The organism is Ponticoccus litoralis (assembly GCF_039769985.1).
Lineage (GTDB): Bacteria > Pseudomonadota > Alphaproteobacteria > Rhodobacterales > Rhodobacteraceae > Ponticoccus > Ponticoccus litoralis.
This window is the reverse complement of sequence record NZ_JBDNCH010000002.1, coordinates 2,106,911-2,125,628: the sequence shown is the minus strand read 5'-3', so window position 1 is coordinate 2,125,628 and position 18,718 is coordinate 2,106,911. Positions and strand designations below refer to the sequence as shown.

General features: G+C 68.2%; 20 protein-coding genes and 4 pseudogenes. 9 read left to right on the top strand and 15 right to left on the bottom strand.

The window, feature by feature from the left end; translation table 11 throughout:
• Positions 1–152: 152 nt before the first annotated feature.
• Positions 153–1,382 (bottom strand): MFS transporter, encoded by a 1,230-nt coding sequence (locus tag ABFB10_RS11450; RefSeq protein ID WP_347166621.1) that lies wholly within the window; start codon positions 1,380–1,382, stop codon positions 153–155.
• A gap of 66 nt (positions 1,383–1,448) precedes the next feature.
• Positions 1,449–1,910 (bottom strand): cupin domain-containing protein, encoded by a 462-nt coding sequence (locus tag ABFB10_RS11445; RefSeq protein WP_347166620.1) that lies wholly within the window; start codon positions 1,908–1,910, stop codon positions 1,449–1,451.
• Positions 1,911–2,078: 168 nt separating this feature from the next.
• Between ABFB10_RS11445 and ABFB10_RS11440 the strand changes: the two genes are divergently transcribed.
• The 3 genes and pseudogenes from ABFB10_RS11440 to ABFB10_RS11430 all read left to right on the top strand — a co-directional run bounded on the left by ABFB10_RS11440 (position 2,079) and on the right by ABFB10_RS11430 (position 4,211).
• Positions 2,079–2,741 carry a class I SAM-dependent methyltransferase gene (locus tag ABFB10_RS11440; RefSeq protein ID WP_347166619.1) on the top strand — a complete coding sequence of 221 codons (663 nt, stop codon included), beginning with the start codon at positions 2,079–2,081 and terminating at the stop codon, positions 2,739–2,741.
• A 206-nt stretch (positions 2,742–2,947) separates the two neighbouring features.
• Positions 2,948–4,010, top strand: a pseudogene (locus ABFB10_RS11435) (YeeE/YedE family protein).
• Positions 4,011–4,076: 66 nt separating this feature from the next.
• A complete protein-coding gene (locus ABFB10_RS11430; protein WP_347166618.1) occupies positions 4,077–4,211 on the top strand; it encodes a hypothetical protein in 135 nt (44 codons plus the stop codon).
• A 5-nt stretch (positions 4,212–4,216) separates the two neighbouring features.
• Here the strand turns inward: ABFB10_RS11430 and ABFB10_RS11425 are convergent, their stop codons facing one another.
• Positions 4,217–5,032, bottom strand: a complete 816-nt coding sequence (locus ABFB10_RS11425) for an ABC transporter permease (RefSeq protein WP_347166617.1) — start codon at positions 5,030–5,032, stop codon at positions 4,217–4,219.
• Positions 5,029–5,973, bottom strand: a complete 945-nt coding sequence (locus ABFB10_RS11420; RefSeq protein ID WP_347166616.1) for an ABC transporter ATP-binding protein — start codon at positions 5,971–5,973, stop codon at positions 5,029–5,031. Before ABFB10_RS11420 ends, ABFB10_RS11425 begins: the two co-directional genes overlap by 4 nt.
• A gap of 136 nt (positions 5,974–6,109) precedes the next feature.
• On the opposite strand from ABFB10_RS11420, the gene ABFB10_RS11415 reads away from it, so the two are divergent.
• Positions 6,110–6,895: a DMT family transporter gene (locus ABFB10_RS11415; protein WP_430523013.1), complete on the top strand. Its 786-nt coding sequence runs from the start codon at positions 6,110–6,112 to the stop codon at positions 6,893–6,895.
• Positions 6,847–7,086 (top strand): hypothetical protein, encoded by a 240-nt coding sequence (locus ABFB10_RS24125; protein ID WP_430523012.1) that lies wholly within the window; start codon positions 6,847–6,849, stop codon positions 7,084–7,086. Before ABFB10_RS11415 ends, ABFB10_RS24125 begins: the two co-directional genes overlap by 49 nt.
• Before the next feature lie 106 nt (positions 7,087–7,192).
• Here the strand turns inward: ABFB10_RS24125 and hemE are convergent.
• Positions 7,193–8,222, bottom strand: a pseudogene (hemE, locus tag ABFB10_RS11410) (uroporphyrinogen decarboxylase).
• Positions 8,223–8,380: 158 nt separating this feature from the next.
• Between hemE and hemC the strand changes: the two are divergent.
• Positions 8,381–9,334 carry a hydroxymethylbilane synthase gene (gene hemC / locus ABFB10_RS11405; protein WP_347166615.1) on the top strand — a complete coding sequence of 318 codons (954 nt, stop codon included), beginning with the start codon at positions 8,381–8,383 and terminating at the stop codon, positions 9,332–9,334.
• A 67-nt stretch (positions 9,335–9,401) separates the two neighbouring features.
• Here the strand turns inward: hemC and ABFB10_RS11400 are convergent.
• Together ABFB10_RS11400 and ABFB10_RS11395 are read right to left on the bottom strand one after the other, a co-directional pair.
• Positions 9,402–10,386 (bottom strand): annotated as a pseudogene (locus tag ABFB10_RS11400) (NAD(P)H-quinone oxidoreductase).
• A 139-nt stretch (positions 10,387–10,525) separates the two neighbouring features.
• Positions 10,526–11,206, bottom strand: coding sequence for a COQ9 family protein (locus ABFB10_RS11395; RefSeq protein WP_347166614.1), 681 nt, complete (start codon positions 11,204–11,206; stop codon positions 10,526–10,528).
• A 112-nt stretch (positions 11,207–11,318) separates the two neighbouring features.
• On the opposite strand from ABFB10_RS11395, the gene rpsU reads away from it, so the two are divergent.
• A complete protein-coding gene (rpsU, locus tag ABFB10_RS11390) occupies positions 11,319–11,525 on the top strand; it encodes a 30S ribosomal protein S21 (RefSeq protein WP_005614280.1) in 207 nt (68 codons plus the stop codon).
• Positions 11,526–11,711: 186 nt separating this feature from the next.
• Here the strand turns inward: rpsU and ABFB10_RS11385 are convergent, their stop codons facing one another.
• The 5 genes from ABFB10_RS11385 to ABFB10_RS11365 all read right to left on the bottom strand — a co-directional run bounded on the left by ABFB10_RS11385 (position 11,712) and on the right by ABFB10_RS11365 (position 14,422).
• Positions 11,712–12,272 carry a F0F1 ATP synthase subunit B gene (locus ABFB10_RS11385; protein ID WP_347166613.1) on the bottom strand — a complete coding sequence of 187 codons (561 nt, stop codon included), beginning with the start codon at positions 12,270–12,272 and terminating at the stop codon, positions 11,712–11,714.
• A 6-nt stretch (positions 12,273–12,278) separates the two neighbouring features.
• Entirely contained in the window at positions 12,279–12,842 is a 564-nt protein-coding gene (locus tag ABFB10_RS11380) for a F0F1 ATP synthase subunit B' (protein ID WP_206563181.1), read from the bottom strand.
• Positions 12,843–12,943: 101 nt separating this feature from the next.
• Complete coding sequence (locus tag ABFB10_RS11375; RefSeq protein WP_005981269.1) at positions 12,944–13,168, bottom strand: F0F1 ATP synthase subunit C; 225 nt, start codon at positions 13,166–13,168, stop codon at positions 12,944–12,946.
• A gap of 75 nt (positions 13,169–13,243) precedes the next feature.
• Complete coding sequence (locus ABFB10_RS11370; RefSeq protein WP_347166611.1) at positions 13,244–14,056, bottom strand: F0F1 ATP synthase subunit A; 813 nt, start codon at positions 14,054–14,056, stop codon at positions 13,244–13,246.
• 3 nt (positions 14,057–14,059) lie between these two features.
• Positions 14,060–14,422 carry an AtpZ/AtpI family protein gene (locus ABFB10_RS11365; protein ID WP_347166610.1) on the bottom strand — a complete coding sequence of 121 codons (363 nt, stop codon included), beginning with the start codon at positions 14,420–14,422 and terminating at the stop codon, positions 14,060–14,062.
• A 273-nt stretch (positions 14,423–14,695) separates the two neighbouring features.
• Here ABFB10_RS11365 and ABFB10_RS11360 point away from each other — a divergent pair, with 273 nt between their 5' ends.
• Positions 14,696–15,025 (top strand): ArsR/SmtB family transcription factor, encoded by a 330-nt coding sequence (locus ABFB10_RS11360; RefSeq protein ID WP_347166609.1) that lies wholly within the window; start codon positions 14,696–14,698, stop codon positions 15,023–15,025.
• Positions 15,026–15,472: 447 nt separating this feature from the next.
• Here the strand turns inward: ABFB10_RS11360 and ABFB10_RS11355 are convergent, their stop codons facing one another.
• Positions 15,473–16,363, bottom strand: coding sequence for a DMT family transporter (locus ABFB10_RS11355; protein WP_347166608.1), 891 nt, complete (start codon positions 16,361–16,363; stop codon positions 15,473–15,475).
• Positions 16,360–17,241: a LysR family transcriptional regulator gene (locus tag ABFB10_RS11350; RefSeq protein WP_347166607.1), complete on the bottom strand. Its 882-nt coding sequence runs from the start codon at positions 17,239–17,241 to the stop codon at positions 16,360–16,362. The genes ABFB10_RS11355 and ABFB10_RS11350 overlap by 4 nt, the downstream gene beginning before the upstream one ends.
• A 108-nt stretch (positions 17,242–17,349) precedes the next feature.
• Here ABFB10_RS11350 and ABFB10_RS11345 point away from each other — a divergent pair.
• Positions 17,350–17,790: pseudogene (locus tag ABFB10_RS11345) on the top strand (FMN-dependent NADH-azoreductase); the annotation flags it as partial.
• Positions 17,791–18,061: 271 nt separating this feature from the next.
• Here the strand turns inward: ABFB10_RS11345 and ABFB10_RS11340 are convergent.
• Complete coding sequence (locus ABFB10_RS11340) at positions 18,062–18,505, bottom strand: hypothetical protein (RefSeq protein ID WP_347166606.1); 444 nt, start codon at positions 18,503–18,505, stop codon at positions 18,062–18,064.
• Positions 18,506–18,718: the final 213 nt, after the last annotated feature.

Sequence of the window (18,718 nt, the reverse complement as noted above, 5' to 3'; positions counted from 1 at the left end):
CACCGGCAGGATGCGCGGCGGCGCCGCCTTGATCCCGCGCCGGGAGGCCGAGAAGGACCAACCCTCCAGAGAAGCGCGTCCCGCCCTTCTTCTGTCCGCAAATATCCCGGGGGAGGCCGCAGGCCGGGGGGCAGAGCCCCCTCCGCCGTCGCCTATTCCGCCGGAGCCGCCTGCATCCGGCAGAAGATCGTCTCGTTGCCCGGTTCGGGGTGGCGCGGGATCAGCAGCGCCAGACACAGGCTGGTGGCCGCCATCCCCGCCGCGAGAAGGAACACGGAGCCCGGCGAGACCAGCCAGAGGACCCCCAGCGCCGCAGGCAGGAAGACCGCCGCGATATGGTTGATGGTGAAGGCCACGGCGGCGGTGGGCGCGATATCGCCCGGGTCGGCGATCTTCTGGAAGTAGGTCTTCAGCGCCAGCGCCATGGCAAAGAACATGTGGTCCACGACATAGAGGATCGAGGCCAGAAGCACGCCCCAGCCGAACCAGTAGATCCCGCCATACAGAAGGAAGACCCCCACCAGCCCGATGTATTCGAAGGTCAGCGTGTTGCGCTCGCCGAACTTGAACACCGCGCGCCCGAAGACCGGGCCGATCACCATGTTGGCGACGAGGTTGATCAGGTAGAGCGCCGTCACCTCGTGGACCTCGAAGCCGAACCGCTCGACCATCATGAAGCCCGCGAAGACCACGAAGATCTGCCGCCGCGCGCCCGACATGAACTGCAGCGCGTAATACAGCCAGTAGCGCTTGCGCAGGATGAACTTCTTGACCTGCGGATTGGGGCTTTCGAACTGCGGGAAGGCCAGCGCGCAATAGGCCACGATCAGCAGCGTCACCCCGCCCGAGGCCATGTAGACCGTGTTGTAGGACAGGCCGAAGGCCTCCCAGGTCATGACGATCAGCCCGTAAGCCACCAGCGTGGCGCCCGATCCGGCGGCGATCAGCCAGCCCAGCACCTGCGGCGCCACCTCTTTCCTCAGCCATTGTAGTTGCAACGACTGGTTCACCGTCTCGTAGTAGTGGAACCCGATGGAACTGAAGAGCGTGATGAAGAGGATCCCGCCCATGGTCGGGAACCACGCCGTGACCGCCGTCGCCACCCCCAGAAGGGCAAGGGACAGCAGCGCCAGCACCTGCTCGCGCATCACCATGATCACGAGGATCACCCCGATGGCGAGGAAACCCGGGATCTCGCGCACCGTGTGCAGCCAGCCGATATCGCCGCCGTCGAAGTCCGCGACCTCGATGACAAAGTTATTCAGCAGCGCCGACCAGGTGGCGAAGCTGAGCGGCATGGCAATGGCCATCATGAAAAGGAGCGTGCGCGGGCGCCGCCAGATCGGCAGGGCCCGCGCCTCGTGCAGGGGAACCGGTGTCATGGCTTTTGCCTTACGCCGGGAACCGGGCACTGGCGAGAGGCTTTTGCCTGCGCCAGCGCACAAGGCTCAGGCCGTGGACGCGCTGAACCTGTATTCGACCTCGGCAAAACTGTCGCGCGGGAAGACGTAGAGAAAGCGCAGCCCCGCGTCGCCCGCCACGGTGCCGTGCTCGGCCTCGGCGGGGATGAACAGCGCCACGCCCGGCGTCAGGTCATGCCCGACGCCGTCCACGGTGACGGTGCCCCGCCCCGAGAGGCCGTAGTAGATCTCTGCCGGGCCGTGGCGGTGCGGCAGCAGCGTGCCCCCGGGGCCGAACTCGGCGACGCCCATGGTCATGCCGCTGGTGGCGGTGCGGTCGGCGCTGAACAGCGTGCGCCAGCGCAGGGTGCCGAAGGCCGGATCCTCTCCGCCTTCCAGCGGGGCGTGGTCCGCATTGGCCACGACCGGCATGGCCGCCAGCACCCCCGCAAGACCGGCCAGCCCGCTCGCGGCGCCATCCCCCTGCAGCCCGTCGCTTCCCTCCGTCATCGCCGCGCCTCCAGACCTCTGCCAGCCCCTCATGGCCCTACAGATAGGCCCGCCGGGCACCGCGAGTCTGCGCCGGAAGCGACGGTGCATGTCGGGCGCGCCCCACAAAGGCGGGCCTGCATGCGGTTTCGCTTGACGGGCGCATGCGGCGGGCGCAGAGGCCGCGTCATGATCAACCCGTATGACGCACAGGATTTCCACGCCAAGGCCATCGCAGAGGGCCGTCACCGCGCCATCGTCGGCGGGCGCTGGGATGAAACCGGCCGGGCGCAGATGGCCCTGTTGCGCGATCACGGGCTGAAGCCGCATCACCACCTGCTGGATATCGGCGCGGGTGCCCTGCGGCTGGGCTGCAAGGCGGTGCCCTGGCTCGACCCCGGCCACTACCACGCCACCGACGCCTCGCGGGCGCTGCTGCTGGCCGGGCACGCCATGGAACTGGACGACCCCGGACGCCTGCCGGAAAGCCACCTGATCGAGGATGCGGTGTTCGCCTTCCCCGGCCTGCCCGACACGATCACCCATGCCATCGCCTTCGCGGTCTTCCCGCATCTGCCGCCGGGCTACCTGCCGCGCGCGCTGACGAACCTGCGCCGCTTTCCCGCGCTGGAAACGGTCTTCTTCACCGTCTTCCTCGCCCCCGATGCCGAGGCCGCCGCCGGTCCGGTGCGCCAGCCCGACGGGGTGGTGACCCATGCCCTGCGCCCGCCTTACCATGTGCTGGCTCACGACGTGGCGCAGATCGCCCGCGCCTGCGGCTGGCAGGCCCTGCGCGACCACCGCATGCTGCCCCGGGGACAGGCGCTGTATCTGGCGACACCGCTGGCCTGACCCGGCAACGCCGCCTTTGCGACCGGGCGCGGCCACCTCCCGGATCACGCGACACCGAACCGCCAGCCGGGTAGCGGGACAGCGGGACAGCGGGACAGCGGGACAGCGGGACAGCGGGAAAACATTCGCCTTTCCTGATCTGTATCAAGACGCGGGCGCCCTGCCCCTGCCATATCCTCCGCATTCCCTCGGGACAGGAGGCCCTCATGGACATCGTTCCGCTGCTCGACCGGATCGGAGAGGCGCCCACGGCGGCGCTTTTCGGACTGATCACCGGCGTCGTCTTCGGCGTGGCGGCGCAGCGCTCGCGCTTTTGCCTGCGGGCGGCGGTGGTCGAATTCGCGCGCGGCGGGCTGGGCGACAAGGTGGCAGTCTGGCTTCTGACCTTCTCGACCGCGCTGGTCTGGGTGCAGGGCGCGCGCCTGCTGGGCCTGTTCGAGGTCGGCGACGCGCGGATGCTGGCCGTCCCCGGCAGCTGGTCCGGCGCGGTGATCGGCGGGCTGCTGTTCGGCGCCGGCATGGTGCTGGCGCGCGGATGTTCGGGCCGCCTGCTGGTGCTGGCGGCAACCGGAAACCTGCGCTCTGTCGTGTCGGGCCTGATCTTCGCGGTGGTGGCGCAGATGGCGCTGACCGGCTGGCTGGCACCGCTGCGCGACCGGCTGGCCGCGCTCTGGATCACGCCGGGCGAGCCGCAACCTCGACCTGTTGCCCGCCCTGCACCTGCCCGAGGGCGCCGGGCTGGTGCTTGGGCTGGCCACGGCGCTGCTGGCGCTGGTCCTGTCGCGCCGCAACCGGATCGGCGCGCGGCGGCTGGTCTTCGCCTCGGGCGTGGGTTTTGCCGGGGCACTGGGGTGGTATCTGACCTACGCGCTGTCGCTGTCCGCCTTCGAGCCGGTCGCCGTCGAAAGCCTGACCTTCACCGGCCCCTCCGCCAATACGCTGATGTTCTTCCTCGACCGCCATGCGGCGCTGGAATTCGACATCGGCCTCGTGCCCGGCGTGGTGCTGGGCTCTTTCCTCTCGGCCCTGCTGGCCGGAGAGTTGCGGTTCCAGGGGTTCGAAGGCCCGACCCCCATGCGCAACGCCATGGTCGGCGCGGCGCTGATGGGATTCGGCGGGATGCTGGCAGGCGGCTGCGCCATCGGCAACGGCGTCACCGGGGCCTCGGTCTTTGCGGGCACGGCATGGGTTGCGCTCTGCGCGATGTGGGCGGGCGGCATCGTCACGGACATGGCCCTGCGCGGACGCGGTCAGGTCGCGGTGGCATAATCTTCGACGGACGCCCGGCGGCCCTGCGTATCACCCCTGACACGCCACCCGCCGGAGAAAGCCGCCGTGAACCCCCTCGTCCTTATCCTTCCCGTGTCCTCCATCGCCCTGCTGGGCGGCGCAATGCTGCTGTCGCAGAGCCTGTCCCAGCCGGACCCCGCGCCGCGCCCCGCCCCTGTCGAAACGATGTTTCTGGACTGACCGGGTCAGGCGCCACGACACCCCACGGGGCGGGTCTCGCCCGCCCCGGATGGCGCCCTCAGCTGCGGATCTCGCCAGCCGGTGCGGAAGATCCACCAGATCACCCCGAGGCAGAGCGCCGTGAAGCCGAGGATTGCCAGCAGCGACAGGCCCACGGGCACATCCGCCATTCCGAAGAAGCTCCAGCGGAAGCCGGACACGAGGTAGACCACCGGGTTGAACAGCGTCACCGTCTGCCATGCCGGCGGCAGCATCGAGATCGAGTAGAAGGAGCCGCCAAGGAAGACCAGCGGCGTCACCACCAGAAGCGGCACCAGTTGCAACTGCTCGAAGCTTTTTGCCCAGATGCCGATGATGAAGCCCAAGAGCGAGAAGCTGATGCAGGTCAGCACCAGGAAGGCCAGCATCGCCACCGGGTGCAGGATCTGCAGGTCGACGAAAAGCGCCGAGGTCGCAAGGATCACCACCCCGATGAACAACGCCTTGGTCGCCGCCGCGCCGGCATAGCCCAACACGATTTCCGGGAAGTTGATCGGCGCCGAGAGCAACTCGTAGATCGTGCCGATGAATTTCGGGAAGTAGATCGCGAAGGAGGCGTTCGAGATCGCCTGGCTCATGACGCTCAGCATGATCAGGCCCGGCACGATGAAGGCGCCATAGCTGACGCCCTCGACCTCGTCGATGCGCGACCCGATGGCGGCGCCGAAAACGACGAAATACAGCGAGGTCGAGATCACCGGAGAGATGAAGCTTTGCAGGATGGTGCGGAAGAACCGCGCCATCTCGAAGCGGTAGATCGACAGGACGGCGGTCCAGTTCATGCCGCATCCTCCTGACCGGAGGCCTGCTCGGCGACGAGTTTCACGAAGATATCCTCCAGCGAATTCTGCGCGGTCGACACGTCGCGCACCGCCAGCCCTGCCTCCGACAGGGCTGCCATCAGCCGCCCGATGCCGGTGCGGTCGGCCTGCGTGTCATAAGCATAGGTCAGCGCCTGCCCGTCCTGCGACAGGGTCAGGTCATGGTCCGCCAGCGTCCCGGGGATCTCCGCGATCGGCTCGTAGAGGTCGATCCGCAGCTCCTTGCGGCCCATGCGGGTCATCAGGCTGGCCTTGTCCTCGACCAGCAGCACCTGCCCCTTGTTGATCACAGCGATGCGGTCGGCGATGGCCTCGGCCTCTTCGATGTAATGGGTGGTCAGGATGATCGTCACGCCCTGCGCCTTCAGCTCGGCCACGATGTTCCACATGTCGCGCCGCAGCTCCACGTCGACGCCCGCGGTCGGCTCGTCGAGGAACAGCACCCGGGGCTCATGCGCCAGCGCCTTGGCGATCAGCACCCGGCGCTTCATGCCGCCCGACAGCTCCTTCACCTGCGCATCGCGCTTGCCCCACAGCGACAGCTGCCGCAGCAGCCTTTCCTGCAACTCCGCATCGTGGCGCTTGCCGAACAGCCCGCGCGAGAACCGCACCGTGTTGTGGACCTTCTCGAAGGGTTCCAGGTTGATCTCCTGCGGGACCAGCCCGATCAGGTTGCGCGCGGCGCGGTAATCCGTGACCACGTCATGGCCACCCACGGAAATCGACCCCGAACTCGGCACCGTGATGCCGCAGATCGCCGAGATCAGCGTTGTCTTGCCCGCCCCGTTGGGGCCGAGCAGGGCAAGGATCTCGCCCTCTTCGATCTGCAGAGAGGCGCCCTTCAGCGCCTCGAACCCGCCGTCGTAAACCTTCCGCACATCGCGGACATCGACCATGGCCATCCTCGGGCCTCCGTTCTCAAGTGTGGGCGAAAACTAGACGGATCGGTTCGCCATGCAAGGCACAGGATCTGTGCAGCTGCCAGTTTCTGTCGCTTTCGGGATAGCGCGGCGCCGCGCCAGCGCGTAGCCCGGGGGCATGACCCAAGCCACGGACCGCCCGACGCTGGGGATCGCGCTGATCTGCCTCGGCGTCGCGGTGATCTCTGTGAACGACCTGCTGATCAAGGTGCTGTCGGCGGGATACCCGCTGCACCAGATGGTGTTCTTCCGCTCCGCCATCGGCCTGGTCTTCACCATGGGCTTCGTCATGGCCGAAGGCGGGCCCTCCATCCTGCGCACGAAGACCCCCGCCATCCACGCCCTGCGCGGCGCACTGGTGGTGGGCGCCAACATGACCTTCTACGCCGCCGTCGCGGTGCTGCCGCTGGCGCAGGCCACGGCGCTGTTCTTCGTGGCGCCGCTGTTTATCACGCTGCTGTCGATCCCGATGCTGGGCGAAAAGGTCGGCGCGCCGCGCCTGACCGCCGTGCTGATCGGCCTGATCGGCGTCGCCCTCATGCAACAGCCGTGGACGTCCGACCCCGGGGTCTCGCGCCTCGTGCTGCTGCTGCCGGTGATCGCGGCGCTGCTCTACGCGCTGATGCAGGTGCTGACGCGCCGCCTTGGCGTGACGACCCGGGCCTCGGCCATGGCGGTCTACACGCAGGGCACCTTCCTCATCGTCTCGACAGGCTTCTTCCTCGTGGCGGGCGACGAGCCGCTTCGCCGAGGCCACGACAAACCAAAGCCTGACCTTCCTGCTGCGCGCACTGGGAATGGCCCGCGCCGGGCGACTGGCCGGTCTTCGTGGCCCTCGGCCTCTGCTCGGGCGTCGTGGGCTACTGCCTCAGCGCCGCCTACCGCATGGCCAATGCCGCCGTGATCGCGCCCTTCGAATACATCGGCCTGCCGCTGGCGATCCTCTGGGGCTGGTCCGTCTTCGGCGAATGGCCCTCTGCCGCCACATGGGCCGGCTGCGCCCTGATCGTCGGCGCGGGCCTCTTCGTCTTCATCCGCGAACAGCAGAAATCCGCGCCCGCCCCCGACCGCCGCGCCAGCTGGGGCCGCCGGTAGAAACCGAACGGCCAGGCGAAGGGCCAGCCAGTGCCCGAGGCGCCTCCGTTTCTTCTGTCCCCAAATATCCCGGGGGAGCGAAGCGGGGGCAGAGCCCCCACCGCCTTCACGTCCCGCGCACCGTATCGATCATCAGCTGGACGTTCTCCGGCTTCGCGTCCGGCGTGATCCCGTGGCCCAGGTTGAAGATATGCGGGCCGCCCGAGAAGGCCTCGACCACGCGGCGCGTCTCGCGCACCAGGTCCTCGCCGCCGGTGACCATATGGGCACTGGCAAGGTTGCCCTGCACGCAGCCCGAGACCTGCACCTTTTCCGCCGCCCATTCCGGCGTCACGGAGTTGTCCAGCGCCACGCAATCGGCGCCCGTCGCCTCGTGGAAGCCGATATAGCCCTCGCCCGCCTCGCGCGGGAAGGCGATGACCGGCAGGCCGGGGAAGCGCGATTTCAGCTCCTGCGTGATGATCCGCGCGGGCTCCAGCGCGTAGCGGCGGAAGTCCTCGCCGTTCAGCGATCCGGCCCAGCTGTCGAAGAGCTTCACCACCTCGGCGCCCGCCTTCACCTGTTCCGACAGGTAGTCGATGGTGCTCTCGGTCAGCCGCTCGATCAGCGCCTCGAAGAGCGGGCGGTTCTCGGATTTCAGCGCATGCGCCGGCCCCCGGTCCCTCGGTCCCCTGCCCGGCGATCATATAGGTCGCCACGGTCCAGGGCGCCCCGGCGAAGCCGATCAGCGTCACGTCCTCCGGCAGCCTTTGCGACAGGTTGCGCACCGTCTGGTAGATCGGCGACAGCCTGTCGTGGATCATCTCGCCCCGGCCCAGCTTGTCGAAATCCGCCTGCGTGGTCACGGTCGACAGCCGCGGCCCCTCGCCGGTGACGAACCACAGGTCGGCCCCCAGCGCCTGCGGCAAGAGCAGGATGTCGGCAAACAGGATCGCCGCGTCAAAGCCGTAGCGCCGCAGCGGCTGCAAGGTGACCTCGGTGGCCAGCTCGGGGTTGTAGCACAGCGACAGGAAGTCCCCGGCCTCGGCGCGGGTGGCCTTGTATTCGGGCAGGTAACGCCCGGCCTGCCGCATCATCCAGATCGGCGGCACCGGAAGGGTTTCGCCCGCGAGGGCCCGCAGGATGGTTTTCGTCATGCTCTGTACCTCTCTCTTGGCCATGGGTCTCGGCCCTGCCCGCGCGCGTGTCAAGCCGCGCGCTCCCGGGCAAGGTAACCCGGGCCTTCTCCGGGCCAAGGTGTCGCAGGGCAAAGCCCGTGTTCCCTTTCCCCGCGACCCGCGCTAAGCCATGGCCCATGACCGATCTGCCCACCCTCGACGCCCCGCTTCGCATCGGCACCCGCGGCTCTCCGCTGGCGCTGGCCCAGGCCTATGAAACCCGCGCACGCCTCGCCACGGCCCATGGCCTGCCGGAAGAGGCCTTCGAGATCGTGGTGATCAAGACCACCGGCGACAACCGCGCCATGATCGAGGCCGACCGCCCGCTGAAGGAGATCGGCAACAAGGGTCTGTTTACCCGCGAGATCGAGGAACAGCTGGCGGCGGGCGATATCGACATCGCCGTGCATTCCATGAAGGACATGCCGACCGAGCAGCCCCCGGGCCTTGTGCTGGACTGCTACCTGCCGCGCGAGGACGTGCGCGACGCCTTCATCAGCCCGGCGGGCGGCGGCATCGCGGGGCTGCCGCAGGGCGCGGTGGTAGGAACCTCGTCGCTGCGCCGCCGCGCGCAACTGCTGCACCGGCGGCCCGACCTGACAGTGGTCGAGTTCCGCGGCAACCTGCAGACCCGCCTGAAGAAGCTGGAAGACGGGGTCGCACAGGCAACCTTCCTCGCCTGCGCCGGGCTGAAGCGCATGGGGCTGACCGAGGTGCCCGCCACCCCGATCGCACCCGAGGACATGCTGCCCGCCATCGCGCAGGGCGCCATCGGGATCGAACGCCGCGCCGAGGATGCCCGCGTGGCGGCGATGCTGGCCGCGATCCACGACACCCCCACGGCGCAGCGCCTTGCCGCGGAACGCGCCTTCCTTGCCGCGCTGGACGGGTCCTGCGAGACGCCGATTGCCGGGCTGGCAGAGCTTGACGGCGACAGGCTGCACCTGCGCGGGCAGGTCCTGCGGCCCGACGGTTCCGTCGCCCACGCCGGCACACGCAGCGGCCCCGTAGCCGAGGGCGCCGCCATGGGCCGCGCCCTTGCCGCAGAGCTTCTGGAACGGGCCGGACCCGGCTTCTTCGACTGGCGCTGAACCCGCAGGGCGGGTCCGTGACCCGCCTGCGCCCTGCATGGGTGGGTCACAGACCCACCCGAGCCGGTCACGCCACCTTCAGGACAATCTTGCCGATATGGGTGGAGCCTTCCATCCGCGCATGCGCCTCGGCGGCCTTGTCCAGCGGGAACTCGGAATCCATCACCGGCGCGATCCGCCCGGTCGAAAGGATCGGCCAGACCTCGGCGCGCAACGCCTCGGCGATGCGGGCCTTGGCCAGGTCGCTCTGCGAGCCGCAGGGTCGAGCCGGTGATCGTCAGGCGGCGCGTCATGACCTGCGCGAAGTTCAGCGCCACCTTCGGGCCCTGCAGGAAGGCGATCTGCACCAGCCGCCCGTCGTCGGCGAGGGCCTTCACGTTGCGGGGCAGGTAATCGCCGCCGACCATGTCGAGGATCAGGTCCGCGCCGCCCTCGGCACGCAGGATCTCGACGAAATCCTCCTCGCGGTAGTTGATCGCCCGTTCGGCGCCGAGCCCGGTACAGGCCGCGCATTTATCCGCCGACCCCGCCGTGGCGAAGACCCGCGCGCCGAAATGCGCCGCGAGCTGGATCGCCGTGGTGCCGATGCCGCTGGACCCGCCGTGCACGAGGAAGCGTTCGCCAGCGCGCAACCCGCCGCGCTGGAAGACATTGGTCCAGACGGTGAAGAAGGTTTCCGGCAGGCAGGCCGCCTGTTTCAGGTCCATGCCCTCGGGCACCGGCAGGCAATGCGCGGCGGGCGTGGCCACGTATTCCGCGTAGCCGCCACCGGGCAGCAGCGCGCAGACCTGCGTGCCGACCTGCGGCCAGTCCACCCCCGCACCCACGGCCACCACCTCGCCAGAGGCCTCGAGCCCGGGCAGGTCGGAAGCGCCGGGGGGCGGGGCGTAGCTGCCCGCGCGCTGCAGCGCATCCGGTCGGTTGACCCCGGCGTAGGCAGTGCGGATCACCACCTGCCCGGCGGCGGGGCGCGGCACGGGCCGCGTGGTCAGGCGCAGGACCTCCGGTCCGCCCGCTTCGGTGATTTCTATGGCGCGCATGGTATCTGTCATGGATCGGCTCCGTTTCTTTCAGTGCTATCAGCTGCTGCGCCGGTGGCAAGGCAGCGACCGGGGGCCAGCCCCCGGACCCCCGAGGGTATTTTTGCCAAGAAGAAGCACAGGGGGCTGGATCGTCTGGGGCGGCGGCGCGTCAGGCCAGGGGGCGGCCGCCCGGAAGATCGTCGCGCCGCTGCGCTGCGGGCGGGCGGATCCGTTCCATCAGCTTCAGCGGCCCGGCCGGGAGCGTTCCGAGGACGCGGTTGTCGCGCAGCTGGGCCTTGGCCTTCTCGATCTGCATGACGTCCGCTATGCGGCGGTCGAGGAAGGCCCAGGTATCGGCATGATCGGGCAGATCGTCCCCCAGCCAGTACAGCACCGTGGCGCCGTAGACGCCCGACAGGGTCGCCCGCTTGGTGTACCAGTTCACGTCGTCGGCGGTATCGCCCAGAGCCGTCCAGATGGCATCCGCCGTGCCCCAGAGCAGCCGGGCGCCTTCCGGCGCGTGGTGGGGCAGAGAGAACAGGGTCGTGCCGCGGCGCACCACCTCCCTGTCGCCGGCCTGTTCCAGCCGCAGGCGCACCGCATGGGCCACCTTGTCGCGGAAGCGCATGCCCTCGAGATCGGCGGCGGACAGCGCCTGTACCATGGCCGCGTCACCCCGGCGGTGATAGGCCACCGCGAGGTCCAGGGCGCCGCGCGGCACGAGGCCCCGCCCCACCACCGGGTCGACACCGGCCTCGGCCAGCGCGGCGCGGAAGGCGGTTTCGGTCCAGCCGTCGAAGGGCACATGGGGCAGGATGGCGTCCAGCAGGCGGTCGGTCGTGTCTGGCATGGCGGTCTCCTTGGGTCGCAGCGCTCGTACTGGACAAATAGGGCATTGCTTGCTATACGGCCACCTCCTGCAATTCCTTGCAACTTCAATCTAGAAAGGTGGTGACAACCACATGCAGGTCAGTGTTCGCGACAACAATGTCGATCAGGCGCTCCGCGCCCTGAAGAAAAAGCTGCAGCGCGAAGGCGTTTTCCGCGAAATGAAGCTCAAGCAGCATTTCGAGAAACCCTCCGAGAAGAAGGCCCGTGAAAAGGCCGAGGCGATTCGCCGCGCCCGCAAGCTGGCTCGTAAAAAGGCCCAGCGCGAAGGGCTCCTCTGAGCTAAAGCACCGTCTTCAGCACTGAAGTCACACGACGACCCCCGGGGCCCAGGCCTTTCGGGGGTTTGTCATTTTCAGGGGGCCTGTTCAGGGGCGCCCCGTGTTGCCCCCCTGCCCCCACACAGCAAAAGACCCGGCCTTCGCGGGAAGGCCGGGTCTTTTTGTGTCGGGATGCCGGACGGCGGATCAGTGCAGCTTGGCACCCACCGTCGCGATCAGATCATCGATGAGCCGGTTGCGGTCCTCGGCGCTCATCTGCTCGGCAACCACCTCGCGGGCAGCGGCCACGGCCACGGCGGCGGCGCGGTCGCGCACGTCCTTGATGGCCGAGGCTTCGGCAGAGGCGATCTGCGACTCGGCGGCCTGCAGGCGGCGCTCGATGGAGAGCTTCAGGTCCTCGCGGGCCTGAACGGCGGCCTGCTCGGCCTCTGCCTTGGCATGGGCGACGATGCGGTCGGCCTGCTCCTGGGTTTCGCGGCTCTTGCGCTCATAGGAGGCCAGAAGCGCCTGCGCCTCTTCACGCAGGGTGCGGGCCTCGTCCAGTTCCGACTGGATGTCCGTGGCGCGCTTGTCCAGCAGCTTGCCCAGCATGCCGGGCACCTTGAAGTAGACCAGCACGGCGAGGAACAGGATGAAGGCGATCAGCACCACGAAGTCGGTGTTGGCCAGCGAGAAGAAGGGGCCGGACGCAGCCTGTGCCGGTGCGGCGATCAGGGTGGCGGGGGCGAGAATGGCAAGCTTTTTCATCGCGGTTCAGCCTTTCATGCGGGCGTCGACGGCGGCGTCGATGCGGGCCTGATCCGGCTTGTGACCCAGCGCCTGCACGATGGCGGCGGCGGTGTCCTTGGCGACGACCTGCACGTTCTCCAGCGCGCTTGCGCGGATCTCGGCGATCGCCTGCTCGGATTCGGCGGATTTCGCGGCGATCTCTGCGTCGGCCTTCTCGATGGCCTTGGCGAGGTCCGCCTTGATGTCGTCGCGGGTCTTCTGCGCGATCACCTGCGCTTCGGTGCGGGCGTCGGCGAGGGCCTTGTCATAGGCCTTTTCCGCCTCTTCTGCCTTGCGCTTCAGCGCTTCGGCGGCGGCGATGTCGTTCGAGATCGTCCCCTGACGCTCGGCCAGGACAGAGGCGATGCGGGGCAGCGCGATGCGTGCCAGAATGAAGTAGATCACCACCAGCGTGATGATCAGCCAGAACACCTGGTTGCCGATCCATTCGCCGCAAAGCTGCGGCATGCCGATGGCAGACCCGTATGAATCGACGCAGGCGCTGACGGCCTGTGCGGCGTGATCGGCCCCGGGGGTTTCAGTCGCCATGTTGTCCTCCGTCGGAAGGGATTTCGGGATCGTCGTCCGGGCGATTCAGGGCATTTGGCCCCGAACCGCCCGCGCGTAAGGATCAGTCGGAAAAGACTGGCTTAGACGGCGAACATCAGCAGCAGCGAAACGAGGAAGGCGAAGATGCCCAGCGCTTCCGCGAATGCGATGCCGATGAAGAGGGTCGCGGTCTGCGAGGCAGCCGCCGAGGGGTTGCGCAGAGCGCCGGCAAGGAAGTTGCCAGCCACGTTGCCCACACCGATTGCGGCTGCGCCGGAACCGATTGCTGCGAGGCCTGCGCCGATGTGTGCGAGATCGCCTTCCATGTGAATTCTCCTTACGATTGGAAGTGGATGGATCGGGTTGTTCAGTGGTGTGGACGGGCCCGCGGCCCATCGCCCTTAGTGATGCGGATGCAGCGCGTCTTTCAGGTAGACGCAGGTCAGGATCGTGAAGACGTAGGCCTGAATGAAGGCCACGAGGATCTCCAGCCCGTACATCGCGACGATGGCGACGATGGCGATGGGCGAGACCGCGACGATGGCCGCGAAGCCCGCGAAGACCTTGATCACCGCGTGACCGGCCATCAGGTTGCCGGCAAGACGGATCGAGTGGCTGACCGGACGCACGAAGTACGAGATGATCTCGATGATGGCGAGGATCGGTCGCAGCGCCAGCGGCGCCGAGGCGACCCAGAACAGCGACAGGAAGCCCGCGCCGTTCTTGACGAAGCCCAGCACCGTCACGGTCAGGAAGACCGCCAGCGCCAGCACCACGGTCACGGCGAAATGCGAGGTGGTGGTGAAGGACATCGGCAGCAGGCCAAGGAAGTTGGCGAAGACGATGAACATGAACAGCGTCATGATGTACGGGAAGTACTTCAGGCCGTCCTTGCCGGTCACGTCCTCGACCATCTTGTGGACGAAGCCATAGGCCAGCTCGGCGATGGACTGGCTGCGCGAGGGCACGACGGCGCGGCGCGAGGTGCCCAGCACCATCAGGCCGAAGATCGCGACGATCGCGAGGAACAGCCAGAGCGTCACGTTGGTGATGGTGAACATGCCCACTTCGCCATAGCCGAAGAGCGGCTTGACGATGAACTGATCCATCGGGTGGAACACGAGGCTGGAGCCGCCGTCAGCCGCCGCAGCGTCCGCTGCGTGGGCCACATTTGCGGCCACGTCCGCCGCGTGGGTGTCCGTCTCTGTCGCCATCTGTCACTTCCCCTCGTGCTCGCCCCCGTCGGGGCCGCCTGTCTTGTCCCGGGCCGCCTGCGCGCCCATCTGTGTCGCCTGGACCTCTTTCGCGGTCCGCAGCATCACGTTGATGCCCGCCGCGACGCCCAGCAATGTAAACAGCACCATGAGAAACGGGGTGGTGCCGAAGGCGTAGTCCAGCCCGTATCCGATGCCAAAGCCGATCCCCAGACCGGCCACCATCTCTGTCACCATCCGCCAGGCAACCTGCGCCTGGCTGTAGTGCTCTTCCTGGTGGGCCTTCTCGCTTTTCTGCGCCGCTTTCAGCGCCGAAAGCCGGGCATCCAGATCTTCTAACTGCCGTTTCGGATCGGGGTCGGCCACGCGGGAGGGTCCCTTCAGGTTCGCCATGGTGCTAAGCGGAGGGGCGCCCCGAGTCAACGCCGTGTTCGTCGCTGCGACCTTTTCCGCAAGATGTTGATATTGCACGACTTCCAGGCCACACCCAAGAGCCACGACCGGTAGGAGAGGCGCAACCGCCCGCCCTACGCGCCGTCCGGCATATTCAACCGCAGAGTTGAGCGTGCGGCAGCACCGCCACCGGGCCAGCCCAGGCATGCTCTAGGCAGACCCGTCGTTTGCCGCTATCGCAGGGTCATGAGCACCCGCCTCGATATCGTCTTTGCCGCCCTTGCGGACCCCACGCGCCGCCGCATCCTGACGATGCTGCTGGAGGACGACATGGCGGTGACGGATGTGGCCGAGCCCTTCGACGTCTCGCTTGCCGCGATCTCGAAGCACCTGGGCGTGCTGACCAATGCCGGTCTGATCAGTCAGGAAAAGCGCGGGCGCGTGAAGTGGTGCAAGCTGGAACCGGACGCGCTGCGCGATGCCTCGGTCTGGATGCAGGGCTTCGGACAGTTCGACCAGCTCGACCTCGACGGGTTCGAGCGTTTTCTGGAAAAGGAACTGCGCCAGCCGGATTGATGCCCCCTTTCCGCTGCCGGTCCCCGGCCTCGGAAAAGGCGCAACCATGCGGCTGACCGGTAGAACGGGCGGCCCGGCCCTGTCGGCGCCGATCCCGGTCCCGCCCCGTCAGGCCCGCTCAGGCCCGCAGGGTGCGGGGCGCCGAGGACCCGTACCGCCCGTCCCGACGCCGCAGCCTTGACGCTGCCGCCTTCAGGTTACGACGCAGGCATCGGGGGCTTTTGCAGGCACAGGACCGCATGGCCCGTTGGCGGCGCGCGACCCCGCCTTGGGGGGCTCGACACCACCAACCGCGGGCCGTCGGATCAGGCGAGGCCCGCAAGGCGGATCACCGCCACGACAACCACGACCAGACCGATGATGTAGATGATATTGCGCACCATGGTGCTGTCTCCCGTTCCATTTCTGCGGGGCCAACGCCGGACCGGGCCGCTTCGTTCCCGCCCGTCAGGCCGGGGCCTCTTCGTCCTTCAGAAGCAGCAGCAGCGAAAGCGCGGTCAGCGTCACGCCCGGCAGCACCAGCGCCGAAGGCACGCCGCGCCCAAGCGCCAGCTCCCACAGGATCACCCAGGACGGCACGATGTAGGTATAGGCCATCACCTTGGCCGAGGGCAGCCGCAGCGCGGCGTAGCGCAGGATCGTGAAACTCAGCGCCGTGGCGAAAAGCGTGACGTAAAGAAGCGTGACCCAGACCACCGGCGGCATCGCCGCCCAGTCGGTCGCCAGCACGCGCGGCCCGGCCCAAAGACACAGGATCACCGCCCCCGCCGTCACGATCCCCGCGTTGAAGGCCAGCGCGGGCTCTCCACGGCTGAGCTTGCGCAGCAGCGGCGCATAAAGCGCATGTGCGATGCAGCCCCAGAAATAAATCGCCTCGCCGCGCCCGACCTCGAAGGCCAGAAGCGCGCCAAGGTCGGCCCGGAAGATCACCCACAGCGCCCCCAGCCCGCCCACGACGATGGCCAGCGCCATGCGCGCCGTCGTGACCTGCCGCAACAGCAGGTAGCCGAAGACCGCAGTCAGCGCCGGGTTCAGGGTAAAGACCGCCGCCATGCTGACCGGCTCGGCGGTCTTCAGCCCCTCGAACATGGTCACGAAGTAGAGCGCGAAAAGCCCCGCCAGGACAAAGTAGCGCCAGGGCGCCGCAGCGACCCTGCGCGAGACACCCCCGGTTGCCAGCGCCATGCCCCAGAGCAGCGCCGCCGCCAGTACGAAGCGCACCGCGTTCAGGACCGATGGCTCTATGTGGGGGCCGACCATGCTGCCCAGCGAGAAGGACCCGGCCACAACCGCCGCGTAGCCCAGCATCGCCGCATGGCCCTTTTGCGCCTCTGTCATTCCCGGCAGGTCTCTTCCGCGAAGGCCTTGAGGTGCTTCAGGAAGGCCTGGACCTTGGCCGTCCGGTGCAGATCGACATGCGTGACCAGCCAGAGGTTCGACTCCCAGGCCTCGTTGGGTCCGTGGATCAGTTCGAGGTCCGGGTGCTGCGCCGCGTCGCGCATGTTCAGAAAGCCCATTCCGGCCCCGGCCAGAACCGCCATGTCCATCACCCGCGGATCGCTGCTGCGAAAGACCACGCGATCGCGCGGCACTTTCTCGGCCAGCCAAAGCAGGAAGGGCGCGCGGCTGTCGGCATTGTCATGGGCCACGAATTCATGGCGGGCGAGGTCTTCCTCGCTTTCGGGGCGGCCCATCCGCGCGATATAGCCCTTGGTGGCATAAAGCCCGACCTGCTGCGCCTTGAACCGCTGCACCACATTGTCCGGCTCTTCCGGCGCCTTGCCCGCGCGCAGCGCCACATGGGCCTCGCCGTACTCCAGCCGGAACAGGCGCTCGCCGGTCAGGAAACGCACGGTCACCTCGGGGTAAGCCGCGCGGAAAGAGGTCAGCGCGGGCACCAGCAAGGGCGCGAAGGAGACCAGCGAGGTCACCACCAACTCGCCCGACACATCCGAGCCGCGTCCGCGTATCCGCCCCTCCAGCTGCTGAAGCTGGTCGTCGGTGGTCTGCGCGACGCGCAGGAGGTCGGTGCCCGCCTCGGTCGCGGTATAGCCACGGGCATGGCGCTGGAACAGCTTCACGCCCAGCCGCCCCTCCAGCGCGTCGATGTGACGGATCACCGTGGCGTGGTGAACGCCCAGCACCTCTGCCGCTCCGCTGACCGTTCCCAGTCGCGCCACCTGGTACGCGGTGCGCACCTCGTCCCAGTTTTCCATCTGGCCACCTGTGCAAGGATAAACACTCACCTTGCATTTGCGCCGATTGCGTTCGCGCACGCAAGGGGCAATCTATGCCGCAATTGCACAAGCCCCAACGAGGACACCATGACCGATACCCTCCTGCGCATCGACGCCTCTGCCCGCACCGAAGGCTCGACCAGCCGCGCCCTGACCGATCGCATCGCCGCCAAGCTGGCCCCGGCACGGACCGTCACGCGCGATCTGTCCGGCGGCCTGCCGCTGATCGACGCCAACTGGATCGCCGCGAATTTCACCCCCGAAGCGGACCGCACCGACGCGCACCGCGCCGCGCTGGCCCTGTCTGACGACCTGATCGCAGAGCTGAAGGCCGCCGACACCCTGCTGATCGGCGTGCCGGTCTACAACTTCGGCGTTCCCACGGGCCTGAAGGCACGGGTCGATCAGGTGGCCCGCGCCGGTGTCACCTTCCGCTATACCGAGGCCGGCCCCGAAGGCCTGCTGAAAGGCAAGCGCGCCATCCTTGCCGTCGCCTCCGGCGGCACCGAGGTCGACAGCCCCATCGACTTCGCCACGCCCTACATGCGCCACATGCTGGGCTTCATGGGCATCACCGATATCCGAGGTGGTGCGCTCGGACCGGCAGATGGTGGACGCCACGGCCTCTTCGGCCCGCGCCGACACCGATATCGAAGGCCTCGCCGCCTGACACCTGCACCCGCGTCGCGGGCCGGACCCGCGGCGTGGCCGACCGGCGGAGGGTGGAAAACTGCGGCCCGCGACCGGGGCGCAGACCCCTTGCCATCCAGCCCCCTGCCCGCGCGGGCTGCGGCCTCCGTCACCGGGCGCCGAAACCCGTGCGGCGCGCCCCAAGCAGACCCCGGACCTCGGGGTCGCGCACATCCAGCCCCAGCGCCTCCAGCGCCTCGACAGGGTCGCGGTAGACGCCAAGGTGGTAGGGGATCTTGTCCTTCACCGCGTCCCGGTACAGCCTGCAAATCCCGAAGGCCACCTTCTGCGGCGCGTAGATCGCCGTCCGCGCCCGGGGGTCGCGCGCCTCGCTGTAGGGCGTCATCCGCATCGCGATGCGCTGCACCTCGGCAAAGAAGTTCTCCGGGAACCGGCAGTCTTCCGCGTCCAGCAGCAGATGCTGCCCGCCGTCGTACAGGGGATCGGCGCGATAGGCCCGGTAGACCTCCATGTTCTGATCGACGGTGATGTCCCCCCGGAACGCGACCAGGTACAGGTTCAGCTGCGGGACGATCCTGTAGCTTGCGGGCATGAACGGGCGCTCTTGAACAGCGGGGGAACGGTTTCCAGAACCTGCCACACCGCGCCCTGCCCGGCAATGCGATCCCGTATCGGAGCAGAACGGCCCGCCCCCCCGGCCGCCCCTCTGCCCCCAGGCCCCGGTCGGCGCCACGCCTTGCGCTCACACAGCGCCGGGCGGCGCCCACCGCCCACGCCGCCACAACCGCAGGCCCTCCGCCCCCGC